Raw genomic sequence first — 16,458 nt, 5'->3', positions numbered from 1 at the left:
AGAAGCTGACAAAACTAGAATGTTAGAAATTTGAACAATAAAACGAAAAAGGATGTCTCTAAGTTAAGAAATTAACTTTTCATGAGACATCCTTTTTTATACATATAGTTTTCAGGTTTACTTTAATTATGTTTTGCCGGTAACATGTCGGTTGAATGATCCGCCAAGAATTGACCATTATTTAACAGAGCAATTATAATAAATACTTTAAATTGATGGTTTACTTCATTTGGAAAAAATTATATAATTGCTACATTGATTCAAATAGGGAAGGAGGTGAGCGTCATGAAGAATACTCAGAAGATGGTAAATGGAGTTAAGTATTCATTTGTACATTCTGTTGTTGATTTTGTGACACTTACCTCTTTCCTTCGGTATTGTTGACATAATAATCGGTATTTTTTACGGTTTTTGTCTATGAAGCCACAGGAGAAAGGAACTCTGTTCTCTTGTGGCTTTTTTGTGTTTTTAAAGATAAGGTTGTTTGACGAGGGGGTTGTCTGGTGCGTATTTTTATTGATTTATGGTGGTTTTTTAAGCAAGAACGATTGAAATATTCTTTTGGTGTCATCTTTCTCATGCTTTCAAGTTTTTTATCGATGATTCCTCCTTATGTTGTCGGTATTTTAGTTGACGATATCAGAACAAGAAGTTTAACTCCGTTAACTTTAGGAAAATGGATTGCATTTCTAGTAATCATTGGGATCATTTATTATTTTACAGGCTATATTTGGCGCCAATTAATTTTTGGATCGTCCATTATTTTAGCGAATCAGTTAAGAAATGATTTATATAAACACTTCACGAAACTGTCACCCAACTTTTTTCAAAAAAGACGGATCGGCGACTTAATGGCGCATGCGACCAATGATATTAATGCAGTTCAAGGTGCTGCTGGTGAAGGTATTCTCACTTTATTTGATTCAATAACACTCGGCGGCATGGTTATCGTGACCATGTCCGTGTTTATCAGCTGGAAACTGACTTTAATTACGCTGCTGCCTATGCCAATTATGGTTATACTCACCATGTATTATGGATCACTATTGCATAAACGTTTTGGAAAAGCACAAGCCGCTTTTTCCGATCTCAATGATAAAGTGCAGGAAAACGTATCCGGCGTTCGAGTGATCAAGGCGTTTGGTGAAGAAGACGCACAGATCACTATGTTTCGAAAGGCATCACAAGATGTGGTCAATAAAAATATTGCGGTTGCAAAAGTAGACTCATTGTTTGATCCAACCATAACGTTCATCGTTGCCTTTTGTTATTTTCTTGCACTCATCTTCGGATCAGTTTATGTGGTTGGCGGGTCAATGACGCTTGGCGGATTAACAAGTTTTACTCTGTATCTCGGTCAGCTTGTTTGGCCAATGCTCGCATTCGGTTTTCTATTCAATATTGTCGAACGTGGCAGTGCTTCCTATGATCGGATTCGGCGGCTATTAGCAATAAAACCGGAAATTACAGATCAGAAGGGTGCTTCTGATCAAGTGCCGAGCGGATCGATTGATTTTTCAATACGGAGTTTCCGCTATCCGGGAAGTGATTCTGATGCGTTGACTGATATCCGTTTTCAAGTTAACCAAGGACAAACATTAGGTATTGTGGGGAAAACGGGTGCAGGAAAAACCACATTGCTGCGGTTGCTTCTGCGTGAATTTGACATCAAGGATGGTCAGATAAGTATAGGCGGAACCGCAATACAGGCAGTCACACTTGATGCGCTTCGAAGTGCCATTGGCTATGTCCCACAGGATCATATCTTATTTTCAGCAACCATTGCTGAGAATATTGCGTTTGCAAAACCGGAAGCATCCCAAGAAGAAGTTGAACGCGTTGCTAAGTTAGCAAGTATTCATGAAGATATTCTTCATTTTAAAGAAGGGTACGAGACGGTTGTCGGGGAACGAGGCGTTACATTATCAGGGGGGCAGAAACAACGTATTTCAATTGCCCGGGCGCTGCTTGCCGATCCTGAACTGTTGATTTTCGATGATTCGCTTTCTGCAGTTGATGCTCGTACTGAGGTTTCCATACTTCATGCGCTCAAACATGAACGTCGAAATAAAACAACGCTGATATCTGCACATCGTTTAAGTGCAGTTGAACACGCCGACCTCATCATTGTCATGGGCGATGGCAAAATTATCGAACGGGGAACGCATGAAGATCTTATTCAAGCAGAAGGATGGTACGCGGAGATGTACGCGCACCAACAACTTGAATCGCTTGTTTCGGAAGGAGGCACAAAGGCGTGAACGAGGAACAGAATCTCGCGCAGCTCTCAGGACGTCGAGTTATGAGACGGCTGCTGTCTTATCTTAAATACTTTAAGAAAAAAGTAATCATTACATTCATTGTGTTATTGATTGCTACCGGCGCGGATGTTCTTGGACCGATCGTGATGAAGGTGTTTATTGATGATTATCTGACACCGCGTGTATTTCCGGTTCAGCCGCTGATTTTGCTTGGCGCTTTATTCATCGGTTTGTATGCAATTTCTGCTTTATTTAATTATTATCAAGTCATATCGTTTCAGAAAATTGCACTGAACATTATCCAAATCATGCGGGTAGAAGTGTTTTCTAAGGTACAGCATCTCGGTTTACGCTTTTTTGACCAGACGCCGGGAGGAAGTCTGGTGTCTCGAATCACAAATGATACCGAAACCATCAAGGATCTGTATGTCACGGTATTGTCGACAATTGTGAACAGCACAATTATGATGATCGGTATTTTCGCGGGCATGTTTTTCCTTGATTCTCGTCTGGCACTTATTTGTTTCATTCTGATGCCTTTTCTTCTGGTTCTGATGTGGGTGTATCGTACATTGAGCTCGAAAGTATACCGGGTTACACGAGTGAAACTCAGCCAGCTAAATGCGAAACTGAACGAGTCGCTGCAAGGAATGTCAATGATTCAGGCAATGCGGCAACAGAAACGGTTGAGGCGGGAATTTGGCAAAATCAATAATGATCATAAAAAGGCACTGCTAAAAAGTGTACGGTTAAACAGTCTCATGCTCCGTTCGGCCGTTTACTCTGTTTACCTCATTGGTTTAATGATGATCTTGAGCTTTTTTGGTATCCAGTCATTTGACAATGCAGTCAAAATTGGTGTTTTGTATGCGTTTATCAATTATCTTGACCGATTTTTTGATCCGATCAACCAAATTATGCAGCAGTTGACCATCTTCCAGCAGGCGATGGTTTCCGCTGAACGGGTATTCGGGTTGCTTGATGATCAGCGCATGGCACCTGTTCAGCAGGGCGATGTGAATCCGGCAGTACAGGAAGGACGAGTGGAATTTCGCAATGTCACGTTCGCTTACGATGGCAAGAACCCGGTTTTGAAGAATATTTCTTTCACAGCAAATCCGGGCGAAACCATTGCGCTTGTTGGTCATACAGGGAGCGGAAAGAGTTCGATTATTAATCTGCTCATGCGTTTCTATCCGATTGAACAAGGCACTGTCTTCATTGACGGACAGCCGCTAACCGCATTTTCTGATGGCGAACTACGAAAACGTATCGGTCTGGTTCTCCAAGACTCCTTTATGTTTGTGGGCGATGTAGCTGATAATATTCGACTGAGTCACGAGAAGCTAACTGATGAACAGGTAAGGAAAGCGGCAGAATTTGTCCAGGCGGATCACTTCATAACGAAGCTACCGAAACAATACCATGAGCCAGTTGGGGAGCGCGGAGCGACCTTCTCAAGCGGTCAGAGGCAGTTGCTGTCCTTCGCTCGAACGATGGCTCAAGACCCGAAAATACTTGTCCTTGATGAAGCGACAGCGAGCGTAGACACAGAGACAGAGGAAGCAATTCAAACAGCCTTGTCTAAAATGAGAAAGGGCAGAACGACAATTGCGATTGCCCATCGACTGTCAACAATTCAGGACGCTGATCAAATCTTGGTGCTCCATAGAGGCGAAATTGTTGAACGCGGAACACATCAAGAACTGCTTCAAAAAGGTGGTCTGTACTTTAATATGTACCAATTACAGCATGGAAAAGGCGCAGGTGAAGTGTCTTCAGCACAGTGAAAAAACGATTTTTATTTAATGATCATTAATGAGGAGTCCTTTAATATCGGGCTTCTTTTTTCATATTCAACCAAGCAGCATGCCTATTGTTTCGAAAGTGTGGAAAGATGACATATAATAATAGATGTAGCTGGAGTGTCCGAGAAATGGATTTAGAGGTGATTTTTAATCATGGAAAAACAAATTGTTTCAATTAAAATTCCGCTTACTCCAGGTGGCGGCATTACCTTAAAACGTGCGATCAGGCTGTTTGAGACCATAAGAAAGTGCCGTTGCAAAGCATACTTTTCGAACAATGGCTCAACTTTCCCGATGAAAAATTTACCACAAACGATGACCTATCTTTCGTCCGTGCAAAAAAAAGAGATTTTACTTGTACTTGAAGGCGAGGATGCACAATCGTTGCATCAGAAAATCATGGATACTATTCAGCTTGCTCGAGAGAATGCGCGAGTAAATCCTGGCTTGTATCGACATGGCTAAGTTATGATAAACCGTCTGAAGTTAATTGATAAATAAATGGTGTATCAAAGAGGAGCAGGACGACAAAACCTTGATCGTCCTGCTCCTCTTTGTAAGCAAAAAACCAAAGACCATGCATCTCGCGTGTTGGCCAAGCATACTATTGAATCAAGATCATTGATTCGGACATATGAGGAGCGAGGGTTATGTTTAGGCGTATTACCGCTTGTGTAGCAGGTATACTAGGAACAATCTTGACGGTGATCCAATTTATTTTTGGAGGATTTTCATATATAGCGGCCCACTTCGACAGCGGAATGATTGATGAATTGCGGCTGAATACCGATCAAATAACTTCCGCGGGTGCCATTTACAGTTTAAACGCATTCAGCATTCATGCCTTTTTCGCAGGTTTATTATGTTCTATCATTTCAGGTACAGCCTTATACTTTTTTATTAAAAAACGCTGGCACACAATTCCAGGCCTATGTTTTCTCATTTCAGGAAGTTTGAACAGCTTAATACTCTTTGGTACAGGGCTTCCGGCCGGTATCATTCTTGTCATTACAGGAATTGCTGCCATGGCAGGCAAGTCAGACAGTATTACACCAAAGCCGCCGATTGTTCAAAAGAAAGAAATGTCGGACTGAGTTTCGAAAAATAACGTTAAATGCTTGCAACTATTCACGCGAGCGAGATCTTTGTTCACGTTCAGTTTGATTTTTGTCATCTCTGTGTGTATCAGGCTGTTCTTGATTATTTTGTGACGGAACAACCATTAGAGAGCGCGTTGTTGCCAGTTCTACCCCTTCGTTTTGCAGAATCTCTAATATTGCATACGTATATTTTTCCTTCTCCTTCAGCCATTCCTCTGCATCGATCGACTTGATATAGAAATCAACGAGCAGATTCATGCTGCTTGACGTAATTTTATCGAGATAAATCAGTTTGCGATCTTCATACACCTCAGAATCGTTTAGCAGCATTTGTCTGATTTGTCCAAGGCATCGCTTAATTTGTTCATTCGTTGTTTCAAGATCGAGCGGTAAATTAAATGATATCCGCCGTTTATCCATTTTAGACAAATTGGTAATCGGTGAATTAGCAAGTGTAGAATTTGGAACCGTGACAATTGCCTGATCCATTGTTCGAATTCGGGTTGATCTGAAATTAATATCTTCAACAAATCCTTCGATTGAACCCATTTGAATTAAATCGCCGATTGTGAATGGGGCATCGGTGATGATCACAAATCCTCCGAATAAATTGCTTAATGTATCTTTTGCTGCCATGGCGATCGCGAGTCCACCGATTCCAAGGCCGGTGATCAACCCGGTTACATGATAATTCCACTGATCAAGAATCATTACAATCGTGAAGACAACGACAATGAATTTCATGATTTTGGCAAGAAATGGAATGACAATTGTATTGAACTGAAGATCATAGCGATCTCCCATATGATGGAAGAAGATCCCAATCGCATCTGAAAAAATGAAAAAGCCCCAGCCAATCGAAAAGATTGCCGATGACTTAAAAAGCAGTGTAGCAATGGATTTCCATTGATGCGGCATCGGCAAGTACATAAGTGCCAAATAAATACCAGCAAAGAAAAGAATAAAAGCAACGGGCCTGCGGAATGCGCCGATCAGTGCATCGTCAACGGGGGTTTTGCTCAATTTTGAGAGCCGCGTAACGAGTTTAAGAAAATATTTAGAAAAAAGCTCGCGGGCAAAGAAGAAGACAAGAAAAATCCCTATTGAAATGAGCCCGTCCAGCCATGTTATTTTAAGTATCCAGTTCAGTTGTTCCACTTTATTCACTCCGAAAATCTTTTTTATTTCTATCATAGCATGGAATTTATCATCTACGTTCATTCAAAATTAAGAAATGACGAAAAAATGTGACCAAGTTTATACAGCATGTTCTAAAAGATTATTGAGGGGATTGTATCAATCGAAAAGCCATAACATGATGTTCATTATAAAAATATGGTACCATATATGTACTGTTAAATGTGTACTGGAGCGTGATGAAATGAATCTGATGCTTGACGATAAATTAAACCTGCTCGAAAAAAATATGGATTTACTGACAAAACAGTTAAAAATGACTTCGGCGAATACGCGGCTAATCCTCGCATCGATTTATACGGCTTCAGGTGTTCGTTTTGATACGGCGGCATTTTACCGTGTCGATGAACAAATGAAAGGTGCGACCGGGTGGTTCACCGTGCTTAGTCGTGAAATTCGTTATTGTATTAATGCCATGCTCATTCAAAAACAAGCAGAACCTGATTTTGTTCGGGTAATTTATGGCTATCTCGTTAAAGCAGGATTTACTCGTCAGCAACAGACTTACATAGCGGCAGCCATACTTGCCGGAATGGATCCCTCCAAGGCGTTTCAAATTTCGGAAAAGGCTTTTTCATTGTACAAATTATTAAAGAAAAAGCATCCGTTCTTAACAAATAAAAATGATGTATCACTTATTGTGCTTCTTGCCCAGCTTGAAGAGGACACGAATGAACTTGTTGAAAAAGAGGAACGGATTTATACCCATTTGAATGAGAATGGATTTAGAAAATGCGATGACCTCCAGACGCTCGCTTGTCTCCTTGCCTATATTTCTGAGGGAAGCAGCTTAAGACTCGCTCGGAAAGCTGCACAAATCAAGTCGGCAATGGAAGATCAAGGCATGCGTCTTAGAGCCAGCTGTTTTCCGATGTATGGTGTGCTTGCTTTGCTTGCCAATGAAAACGAAGCAGCTGGACAAGTGATTGAATTCTATCAACAAATAAGAAACAAGAAGCTTACTCTGTTTGTCGGCAAAGATCTTTACTTTCAAACAGCGGCTAGTCTATTTGTAAATGAAGTGTTGAACGGTGAGGAAAAACAAAAATCAATTGATCCAAGTTTGCTTGTCATGACCGAGATGGTGATTCGTGCTCAACAAGCGGCTAGCGCCGCAGCTATTGCCGCATCTACAAGTGCAGCCGCCGCATCAAACAGCGGAAATTAATTATAAAAATGTCTGGAGTACTTGAGAAACGCCAATGGCATCTTTGCTGTTTCTTGGGGAGACTATTTAATTCCTCAATATCGTATTATTTGTACCTATCTTGAAACAAGAGTAAAATAATCGTTAGAAAAGAAAGTACATGCAAGTTGCTGTCACTGTTTTTATAAAGTCATGATGAATGAAACCTTTTTAAAATCTGAACGTAGATAGGTCATGCAAGAATAAGGAGTGACTTTTTTTATGGCCCAAAATTATGACCTGGTCCTATTAGGTGGTGGAACAGGCGGCTATGTTGCGGCGATCCGCGCCAGCCAGCTTGGATTAAAAACCGCCATTGTCGAAAAAGATGCACTTGGCGGCACATGCCTCCATAAAGGATGCATCCCGACGAAGGCGCTGCTCAGAAGCGCTGAAGTGTACGATGAAATCAAGAAAAGCAGTTCATTCGGTATTGATGTTTCTGAAGTTGCACTCCGTTTCGAAAAAATTCAAGAACGAAAGCAAGCAATTGTAGAAAAGCTGCACCACGGCATTCAGCATTTGATGAAAAAGGGGAAAATTGATGTCTATAACGGACTGGGGCGGATGCTTGGACCCTCGATTTTTTCACCACTTCCCGGTTCAATATCTGTTGAATTTGCCGATGGAAAGGAAAATGAAATTTTAACGTCGAAAAATGTAATTATTGCAACGGGATCAAGGCCCCGCTCATTAAAAGGACTAGACATTGACGGAAAACAAATACTGACATCGGATGAAGCGTTGCAGCTGCAGGCATGTCCAGCCTCAATCTTGATAGTCGGCGGCGGGGTCATCGGAGTTGAGTGGGCTTCAATGCTGGCAGACTTCGGCGCAGAGGTGACGATCGTTGAGTACAGCGACCGAATCATTCCTACAGAAGACAAAACACTTTCAATCACGCTTGCACGAGGCTTGAAGAAGCGTGGCATTAAGGTTGTGACTGCAGCAAAGGTACTTCCTGAAACATTGAAGAAAACGGATAGAGTAACAATCAGTGCAGAAATTGGCGACCAACTCGAAACCTTTACAGCTGAGAAAATGCTCGTGTCTGTAGGCAGGATGCCAAATACCGAGGATATTGGTCTAGCGAATACATCAATTGAAACGGATCATGGTTATATTAAGACAAATGCCTTCGGCCAAACGAAGGAATCGCATATCTATGCCATCGGTGATGTGATCGGCGGACTGCAGCTTGCACACGTTGCTTCACATGAGGGTATAAAGGCTGTTGAACATTTAGCAGGACTTTCAGTTGAGCCGCTTCATCCGGAACTTGTACCGCGTTGCATTTACACGCATCCGGAAATTGCTTCGATCGGATTGACAGAGGCACAAGCGAAGAAGGAACACGTTGTCAAGGTTGGAAAGGTACCGTTCGGAGCAATTGGAAAAGCGCTTGTTTACGGTGAATCCGATGGCTTTGCAAAAATTATTGCCGACAAAACGACTAATGATCTTTTAGGTATTCATATTTACGGGCCGCATGCGACGGACTTGATCGGAGAAGCTGCTGTAGCAAAATTACTTGATGCGACACCATGGGAATTATCAGAAGCGATCCATCCGCACCCAACATTAACAGAAGTGATCGGAGAAGCCGCATTAGCGGTAGACGGGAGGGCGATTCATATATGATTAAAGCAAAAAGTGGAGATACGTTAGTGAAAAACCGTCATCAAAATTTAGGACTATCCGATGAAGTTGTTTTGTCAATGTATGAGAGTATGCTGAAAGCAAGAAGAGTGGACGAACGGCTTTGGCTGCTTAATCGAGCCGGGAAGATTCCGTTTGTTGTGTCATGCCAAGGACAGGAAGCGGCCCAGGTTGGCGCTGCATTCGGCTTGAACCGTGAGAAGGATTATGTTGCACCGTATTATCGTGATTTTGGTTTTGTTTTTGCTTGGGGAATGACGGTCAAAGAAATGATGCTCAATAACTTTGCCAAAGCAGAAGATCCGAGTTCTGCAGGACGCCAGATGCCGGGTCATTTCAGCTATCGAAAGCTGCGGATGCTCAGTCATTCGTCACCGGTGACAACTCAGAATCCTCACGCAGTCGGAATAGCACTCGCGGCTAAAATTAAAGGAGACGATCTTGTCAGCTTTGTTGATTTTGGTGAAGGCTCATCAAACCAAGGTGATTTTCATGAAGCAGCTAATTTTGCGGCCGTTCATAAACTGCCGGTTATTTTCATGTGTGAAAATAATCAATATGCGATTTCTGTGGGGTTAAAGCATCAATTGGCATGTGCTCATGTCTCTGATCGCGCGGTCGGTTATGGCATGTTTGGAAAGTCGTTTGATGGCAATGACCCGCTCGCTGCATACGCGGCGGTCAAAGAAGCAGCTGATCGCGCTCACCGTGGAGAAGGACCGACTCTGCTTGAAGCAAACTGCTATCGTTTAATGCCGCATACCAGTGATGATAATGACATGACCTATCGGACGAAGCAAGAAGTTGATGAAGCAAAGAAACATGACGGTGTTCTTACTTTTGCCGCTTATTTGCGATCTGTCGGTGTCCTTACAGAAGAACGAGAAAAACAAATGGAAGATCAGGTACGCAAGGAAATTGACGAAGCGACTGATTATGCAGAAAATGCGCCGTTCGCTGATCCTGATTCTGTTTTGCGGTACGTATATGAGGAAAAGAACTGAAGGGAAGAGAGCATATGCCTGTACTTTCGTATATTGAAGCCGTGACTCAGGCGTTAGATGAAGAAATGAGTCGAGATGAAAATGTGTTCGTTCTTGGTGAGGACGTTGGAAAACGCGGCGGAGTGTTCCAAGCTACGAAGGGTTTATATGACAAATATGGAGAGAATCGCGTGATCGATACACCGCTTGCCGAATCAGCAATTGCCGGGGTCGGAATCGGAGCAGCAATGTATGGTATGCGTCCTGTTGCTGAAATGCAGTTTTCCGACTTTATGCTCCCGGCAGCGAATCAAATCATTTCCGAAGCGGCGAAAACGCGCTATCGTTCAAACAATGATTGGTCTGTTCCGATGACGATTCGTGCTCCATTTGGCGGCGGTGTGCATGGCGGTCTTTATCATTCACAATCAATGGAAGCGATTTTTGCCAATGTTCCGGGACTTAAAATTGTGATTCCGTCAACACCTTATGATGTCAAAGGACTCCTGAAGGCATCGATTCGTGATAATGATCCGGTGATCTTCTTTGAACATAAACGTGCATATCGGCTGATTAAAGGCGAGGTTCCGGTTGATGATTATACGATTCCGCTTGGTAAGGCAGATGTAAAACGCGACGGTACCGATGTCACGGTGATCACCTATGGCCTGATGGTGCATTATGCAATGCAGGCTGCTGATAAGCTTGCTGTTGAAGGTATTTCAACACATATCCTGGATCTTCGTACTGTCTATCCTTTGGATAAGGAAGCAATCATTGATGCAGCGCGAAAAACCGGTAAAGTATTGCTTCTTACTGAAGACACAAAGGAAGGCAGTGTGATCAGCGAGGCAGCGGCAATTATTGCTGAAAACTGCTTGTTCGACTTAGATGCGCCGATCAGACGACTGGCTGCCCCAGATGCACCGGCCATGCCTTATGCCGGACCTTTGGAACAAGCATTTATGGTTAAACCTGAACAAGTGGAAAATGAAATCCGAGATTTAGCTGAATTTTAACAGGATGGGGGCAGCAGAATGAGTGTCGAACAAATGGCGATGCCTCAGTTAGGAGAAAGTGTGACTGAAGGTACGATTAGCCAATGGCTGATTTCAGTCGGAGATACGGTAAACAAGTATGATCCGATTGCAGAAGTAACAACAGACAAAGTCAATGCGGAAATTCCATCAAGTTTTTCCGGGAAAATTACGGAGCTTCTTGTGGGTGAAGGAGATACATTGCCCGTTGGCGAGCCAATTTGTACCATCGAAGTCGAAGGAGCAGAACCGGCCGTTGAAAAGCTGGTCAAGAATACGGCAGGAAAAGCTGCTCAAAAAGAGGAACAACAGGATACATCAATGAAGAGACGTTATTCACCTGCTGTTTTGAGACTCGCTCAGGAACATGATCTGGATTTGGATCAGATAGCCGGAACGGGCAGAAGCGGACGAATTACACGTAAGGATGTTGAACTCTATATCGCATCCGTCCCTGAAGAACACACAAGTGAATCTCCATCTGATATGCATGTTCCTCAGCCGTCTGCAGCAGGGTGTTTTTCCGAAGCAGTCGCTAAGGAAGCTGCAAAACCTGCAGTTCATGCTCCAAAAACTTTTGAAAACGAAGCGGGAGATCATGTTGTCGCTTTGACAGGCGTTCGCCGAGCAATTGCATCGAACATGCTTCGAAGCAAGCACGAAATTCCGCATGCATGGACGATGATTGAAGTGGATGTTACGAATTTGGTGAACTACCGAAATCAGATCAAAGGTGCTTTTCTTAAGAAAGAGGGTCATAAATTGACCTATCTGCCCTTTTTTATCAAAGCAATCGTCGCTGCACTGAAAGAATTCCCACGCATTAACAGTACATGGGCCGGCGACAAGATTATAGAAAAAAAGGCAGTAAATATTTCACTTGCCGTTGCAGCAGATGAGGCGCTCTATGTGCCTGTGATTAAGAATGCCGATGAAAAAAGTATTAAAGGCCTTGCATTTGCGGTAGATGAACTTGCTGCTAATGTTCGTGAAAATCGATTATCTCCTGATGACATGCAAGGAGGAACATTTACGGTCAATAATACGGGATCATTTGGTTCAATTCAGTCACAGCCGATTATTAATTATCCGCAGGCAGCGATTCTCTCGATTGAATCCATCGTCAAACGACCGGTTGTTGTCAATAACATGATCGCGATCCGAGACATGGTCAATCTCTGTATTTCCATCGATCATCGCGTACTGGATGGACTGATTACCGGCCGTTTCCTTGCACGAGTGAAAGAATTGCTGGAAAATATTAACCCAGAGAACACACCTATATATTGATAATTAAAATAAATATGTATTGAAAATCCCCTTGTCTTTGTTTCGGAACAAAGACAAGGGGATTTTACTTATTTTATTTTTTTATTTGCTTTTGTAGTTTGATAAATGTTTTCTGGTAATCTCGGCTGAGTGTCATCAACTGTTTGAAAAAAAGTTCCTGATAGGGCTTTAGTTCATCACACGCACTTCGTTCACATGCTTTGTGAATAATTTCATTTTCACGCTCCGTATCAAGTACGCAGCAATTATGATCTATTTTATATTGAGCAACGGATCGTGCAATCATCATACGCCGATTAAGGAGACAGCTTAACTGTTCGTCGATTTTATCAATTTCCTGGCGAAGTCTTTGCATATCGGTCATAGCCAGTGCTCCAATCCTCTGTTTTGAATCATTGTGTCGAGTAAGGCAAAGGCAGTTGCCGCTTCGACAACTGGGACCGCACGCGGGACAATGCATGGATCATGTCTGCCTTTGATGTTCAATTCGGTTTGTTCCCCGTTGTCCATGTTAATTGATTGTTGCGGTTTGGCAATCGAAGCGGTGGGTTTCACCGCTACATTCAGCAATAAAGGCATACCGCTCGTAATGCCGCCTAATATTCCTCCGTTGTGATTACTGCTTGTAACAAGTTTACCGTCCTTGTTCATCTTCTCGTATGGATCATTTGCTTCACTGCCACGCAGGTTGCTGATTCCGAAACCGTCTCCGAAAGAGACACCCTTCACTGCGGGAATGGCAAACAGAATTGAGGAAAGTACACTTTCCAGTGCATCAAAGATCGGTGAGCCGATACCTGCGGGGACTCCGCTTGCTGCTGCTTCAATTACACCGCCGACAGAATCACAATCCATTCGAGCCTTTTCAATCAGTGCTTTCATTTTCTCTCCTGAAGAATCATTAATGACTGGAAACTGTTTTTTCGCCACTTCCTTCATCAACTCGCTTGAAGGATGAATCGGATCAAAAGGAGAGTCATTTATTTTGCCAATTGAACGAATATGAGCACCGATATGAATTCCTTGATTTTCCAACAACTGACGAGCAATAGATCCCGCAAAGACCAAAGGGGCAGTCAGTCGACCGGAAAAATGACCGCCGCCTCGATAATCTTGGAAGCCGTGATAGCGTACGTTTCCTGTATAATCTGCATGACTTGGACGCGGAATAATATTTAATTCCGCGTACGCTTTAGACTTTTGGTCATGATTGCGAATGAGAAAGGCGAGCGGGGTACCTGTTGTCCGACCCTGAAACATACCACTGAGTATTTCCCAAGTGTCCGTTTCATGTCGCTGTGTTGACCACCGATGAAGGCCCGGTGCACGGCGCTTCATATGGAAATTTACTTGATCAAAATCAATTGATATTCCAGAGGGGAGGCCATCAATCACACCGCCGATAGCAGGTCCGTGTGATTCACCGAAAATAGTTAATTTCATTAGATTTCCCCAACAACTACTCATTACAGCACCCTCCAATTGTTTGAAATACGTGATAAAAATCCGGCCATGATTTTGCGACGGCATGTGCTTCTTGCAAATGAATCCGACCGTGTACGATCACTGAAAGAGATGTAAGAAGCATGGCAAGTCGATGATCGTTGTGAGATGAAACGGATCCTCCCCGAAGGAAGGGAACACCGCGAATAATCATACCGTCTTCAGTCTCCGTGACATCTGCTCCCAACGAATTCAATGCATTTGCTACACTAGTGATTCGATCCGATTCTTTGTCGCGAAGACGTTTTCCGCCTTTTATGACACTTTTTCCATCGGCTAATGCCATAGCTCCTGCTATTACTGGTGCAAGATCAGGACATTGTGCGACGTCCACTGTTGTTGCTGTTAATTTTGATTTCTCAGCAATTAATTCATCGTCGTTCCAATAAATCTGTCCATTCATTGACGTGAGGATCGACTTAATGGCGCGGTCCCCTTGCTTACTGTCCCGGTTTAAGCCGCGTATGGTAATCCGACCGCCAAGCACGCCCATTAGCAGAAGAAAAGCAGCCTGAGACCAGTCTCCTTCAATAGTATAGGTGTTCGATCGGTAGGGTTCTGAATTTATTAAAAAGGAACGTCCGTCTTCTTTAATTGCTATGCCGAATTGACTGAGTACATCCCGAGTGATGGTCACATACCCGCTTGATTCCAATGAGTCGGTAATACGAATTACTGATGGGTGATCAAGTAAGGGAAGTGCGAACATTAATCCCGAAATAAGCTGAGAACTGACACTTCCTGAGATGGGAAAGTCGCCTGGATGCAATGCTCCTTTTAAATGTATTGGAAACTGCTTGGGTATCTGCTGCCATCGTATTTTTTTCTCAGCGAAGAGCGATTGATAGGGCGTCAGTGAACGTTGTGCTAATCGATCGCTGCCTGTAACAAGTGCTTCTCCGCATAACGCAAGCGCTACAGGAAGAACAAAGCGTAACGTTGATCCTGATTCATGACAATCAATTGTGGGAACCGTGCCATTAAATTGAGATGAAATTCCGGTAATTGTCAGTGAAGTTCTTTCCTTATACAAAGGGGGGGAACTGATTCGTGCCCCAAAAGCCTGCATTGCATTTATAGTAGCCGTAATATCTTCGGATAGTCCGACATTTTGAATCAAACTTGTGCCTTGAGCCAGTGAGGCTGCCATGATTGCTCGGTGTGCGTAGCTTTTCGAAGGTGGGACAACAACAGTACCATTGAGTGAATCTGCTGAAATATGCATCAATGTTTATCTCCCTAACTATTTTCATTGATCATTGGGGCCGGCGATAATCGCTTTTAATTCTTTAAAAACAAAAAAGAGAGGTAACTCTCTTTAAAGGATAAGTGTTCATTCTTTATTTGAATGAGAATCAATTAAAATAAATTTTAAGTGCTTCAAAAATATCTGTCAATAAAGACTTGTTTTCATGTAATGTTTTATTCTATCGATTTGCAGATTCATTGTCTTTTATGACTTCAAGGACAATATCTGCGAAACATTTGGCAGCTGGTGATGTGGGAACTCGAGAAGCAAGCCTGATTGTTCGAAAACTGTCAACAGTAAATGGAATTGCTCGAAGCGGCTCAATGTTTTCTGGAAGAACAAGTTCCGGAAGGATACTAATCCCGAGATGATGTGCGACCATGGCGAGTATTGCATTCTCTTCCATAAGTTCAAACCGAACATTAGGTGAGCAATGGTGCTCAGATAACAAACGTTTAATTTCGTGATATCCACCGTACGCCGGCATGATAAAGGGTTCGTCTTCAATCTGCTTAAAAGCGACTGTCTTTTGATTATAGAGCGGACTTTTCGGCGACACAATGCAAAGTATACGATCTTTTTTAATTGGTGTGACCCGGACAGATTTAATTTCCATTTTTGTTACAAATCCGCAGTCAAGTTCACCGCGTAACAGTGCCTGTTCAATTTCTTCATAATTCCCATCGAAAAGGCGGATTTTTATTAATGGATAATGCGTCTCCATCTGCTGAATCACTTGTGGCAGGATATGAATGGAGACACTATTGAAACTGCCCACAGACACAGTTCCCTTTATGACACCGAGAATGGATGAAGCTTCCTGGCGAACACCTTCATCCAACTGCAATACGGCATTGATATTCGGAAGCATCAGGTTGCCTTCGCGAGTTAAGGTGATGGCAGAACGCCCTCTATGGATCAATGAAAAACCAAAGGTCTGCTCAAGCCCGGAAATGGCGTGGCTAACCGCTGATTGCGTCAATCCGAGCTGTTCAGCCGCTCGCGTAAAACTGTGCAGCTGAGCCACTTTGGAAAAAATTTGATATTTAATGAGACTCATTCGTGCTCCTCCTCATGTTTGTTTATAAACCATGTGAGACATCACCTCATGATGAAAATATTTCATTTGTTATATTATAAAGATTCATTTTATTAATGACAATACGTCCTTTATACTGATGAAGA

Annotated in this window: 14 protein-coding genes; 9 read left to right on the top strand and 5 right to left on the bottom strand. The window is 42.7% G+C overall.

From position 1 onward, the window contains the following. The first annotated feature begins 503 nt into the window (after positions 1 to 503). The 4 genes from AC6F33_RS09670 (at position 504) to AC6F33_RS09655 (ending at position 5,163) form a co-directional block, all read left to right on the top strand. Positions 504 to 2,261 (top strand): ABC transporter transmembrane domain-containing protein, encoded by a 1,758-nt coding sequence (locus tag AC6F33_RS09670; RefSeq protein WP_255747972.1) that lies wholly within the window; start codon positions 504 to 506, stop codon positions 2,259 to 2,261. Between the two features lie 41 nt (positions 2,262 to 2,302). Further along, positions 2,303 to 4,051 (top strand): ABC transporter ATP-binding protein, encoded by a 1,749-nt coding sequence (locus tag AC6F33_RS09665; RefSeq protein ID WP_500778154.1) that lies wholly within the window; start codon positions 2,303 to 2,305, stop codon positions 4,049 to 4,051. A 171-nt stretch (positions 4,052 to 4,222) separates the two neighbouring features. Next, complete coding sequence (locus AC6F33_RS09660) at positions 4,223 to 4,534, top strand: hypothetical protein (RefSeq protein ID WP_480947298.1); 312 nt, start codon at positions 4,223 to 4,225, stop codon at positions 4,532 to 4,534. Between the two features lie 185 nt (positions 4,535 to 4,719). Further along, positions 4,720 to 5,163, top strand: coding sequence for a hypothetical protein (locus AC6F33_RS09655; protein ID WP_255747974.1), 444 nt, complete (start codon positions 4,720 to 4,722; stop codon positions 5,161 to 5,163). A 30-nt stretch (positions 5,164 to 5,193) separates the two neighbouring features. Here AC6F33_RS09655 and AC6F33_RS09650 read toward each other — a convergent pair whose 3' ends face one another. After that, positions 5,194 to 6,327, bottom strand: a complete 1,134-nt coding sequence (locus AC6F33_RS09650; RefSeq protein ID WP_255747976.1) for a mechanosensitive ion channel family protein — start codon at positions 6,325 to 6,327, stop codon at positions 5,194 to 5,196. Between the two features lie 223 nt (positions 6,328 to 6,550). Here AC6F33_RS09650 and AC6F33_RS09645 point away from each other — a divergent pair, with 223 nt between their 5' ends. From AC6F33_RS09645 to AC6F33_RS09625, 5 genes are all read left to right on the top strand, one after another. Beyond that, positions 6,551 to 7,534, top strand: a complete 984-nt coding sequence (locus AC6F33_RS09645; protein WP_480947300.1) for a DUF4003 family protein — start codon at positions 6,551 to 6,553, stop codon at positions 7,532 to 7,534. 240 nt (positions 7,535 to 7,774) lie between these two features. Further along, the gene (gene lpdA, locus AC6F33_RS09640; protein ID WP_255747980.1) at positions 7,775 to 9,193 is read left to right on the top strand and encodes a dihydrolipoyl dehydrogenase; all 1,419 of its coding nucleotides are present in this window, start codon (positions 7,775 to 7,777) and stop codon (positions 9,191 to 9,193) included. Continuing rightward, on the top strand, positions 9,190 to 10,215 hold the full coding sequence (locus tag AC6F33_RS09635; protein ID WP_255747982.1) for a thiamine pyrophosphate-dependent dehydrogenase E1 component subunit alpha: 1,026 nt from the start codon (positions 9,190 to 9,192) through the stop codon (positions 10,213 to 10,215). The genes lpdA and AC6F33_RS09635 overlap by 4 nt, the downstream gene beginning before the upstream one ends. Positions 10,216 to 10,229: 14 nt before the next feature. After that, positions 10,230 to 11,213, top strand: coding sequence for an alpha-ketoacid dehydrogenase subunit beta (locus tag AC6F33_RS09630; RefSeq protein WP_255747984.1), 984 nt, complete (start codon positions 10,230 to 10,232; stop codon positions 11,211 to 11,213). An 18-nt stretch (positions 11,214 to 11,231) separates the two neighbouring features. After that, positions 11,232 to 12,521, top strand: coding sequence for a dihydrolipoamide acetyltransferase family protein (locus tag AC6F33_RS09625; protein ID WP_255747985.1), 1,290 nt, complete (start codon positions 11,232 to 11,234; stop codon positions 12,519 to 12,521). Positions 12,522 to 12,594: 73 nt separating this feature from the next. On the opposite strand, the gene AC6F33_RS09620 is transcribed toward AC6F33_RS09625, so the two are convergent. The 4 genes from AC6F33_RS09620 to AC6F33_RS09605 form a co-directional block, all read right to left on the bottom strand. Next, on the bottom strand, positions 12,595 to 12,885 hold the full coding sequence (locus AC6F33_RS09620; protein WP_255747986.1) for a chorismate mutase: 291 nt from the start codon (positions 12,883 to 12,885) through the stop codon (positions 12,595 to 12,597). Further along, positions 12,882 to 13,988: a chorismate synthase gene (aroC, locus tag AC6F33_RS09615; RefSeq protein ID WP_255747987.1), complete on the bottom strand. Its 1,107-nt coding sequence runs from the start codon at positions 13,986 to 13,988 to the stop codon at positions 12,882 to 12,884. Before aroC ends, AC6F33_RS09620 begins: the two co-directional genes overlap by 4 nt. Continuing rightward, positions 13,981 to 15,249, bottom strand: a complete 1,269-nt coding sequence (gene aroA, locus AC6F33_RS09610; RefSeq protein WP_255747988.1) for a 3-phosphoshikimate 1-carboxyvinyltransferase — start codon at positions 15,247 to 15,249, stop codon at positions 13,981 to 13,983. The genes aroC and aroA overlap by 8 nt, the downstream gene beginning before the upstream one ends. Positions 15,250 to 15,451: 202 nt before the next feature. After that, positions 15,452 to 16,333 (bottom strand): LysR family transcriptional regulator, encoded by an 882-nt coding sequence (locus AC6F33_RS09605; RefSeq protein WP_480947301.1) that lies wholly within the window; start codon positions 16,331 to 16,333, stop codon positions 15,452 to 15,454. Between the last annotated feature and the right edge of the window lie 125 nt (positions 16,334 to 16,458).

The organism is Sporolactobacillus sp. BBK16-2 (genome assembly GCF_059878335.1).
The sequence above is the reverse complement of the archived record's forward strand: the minus strand, read 5'-3'. Positions and strand labels throughout refer to the sequence as shown.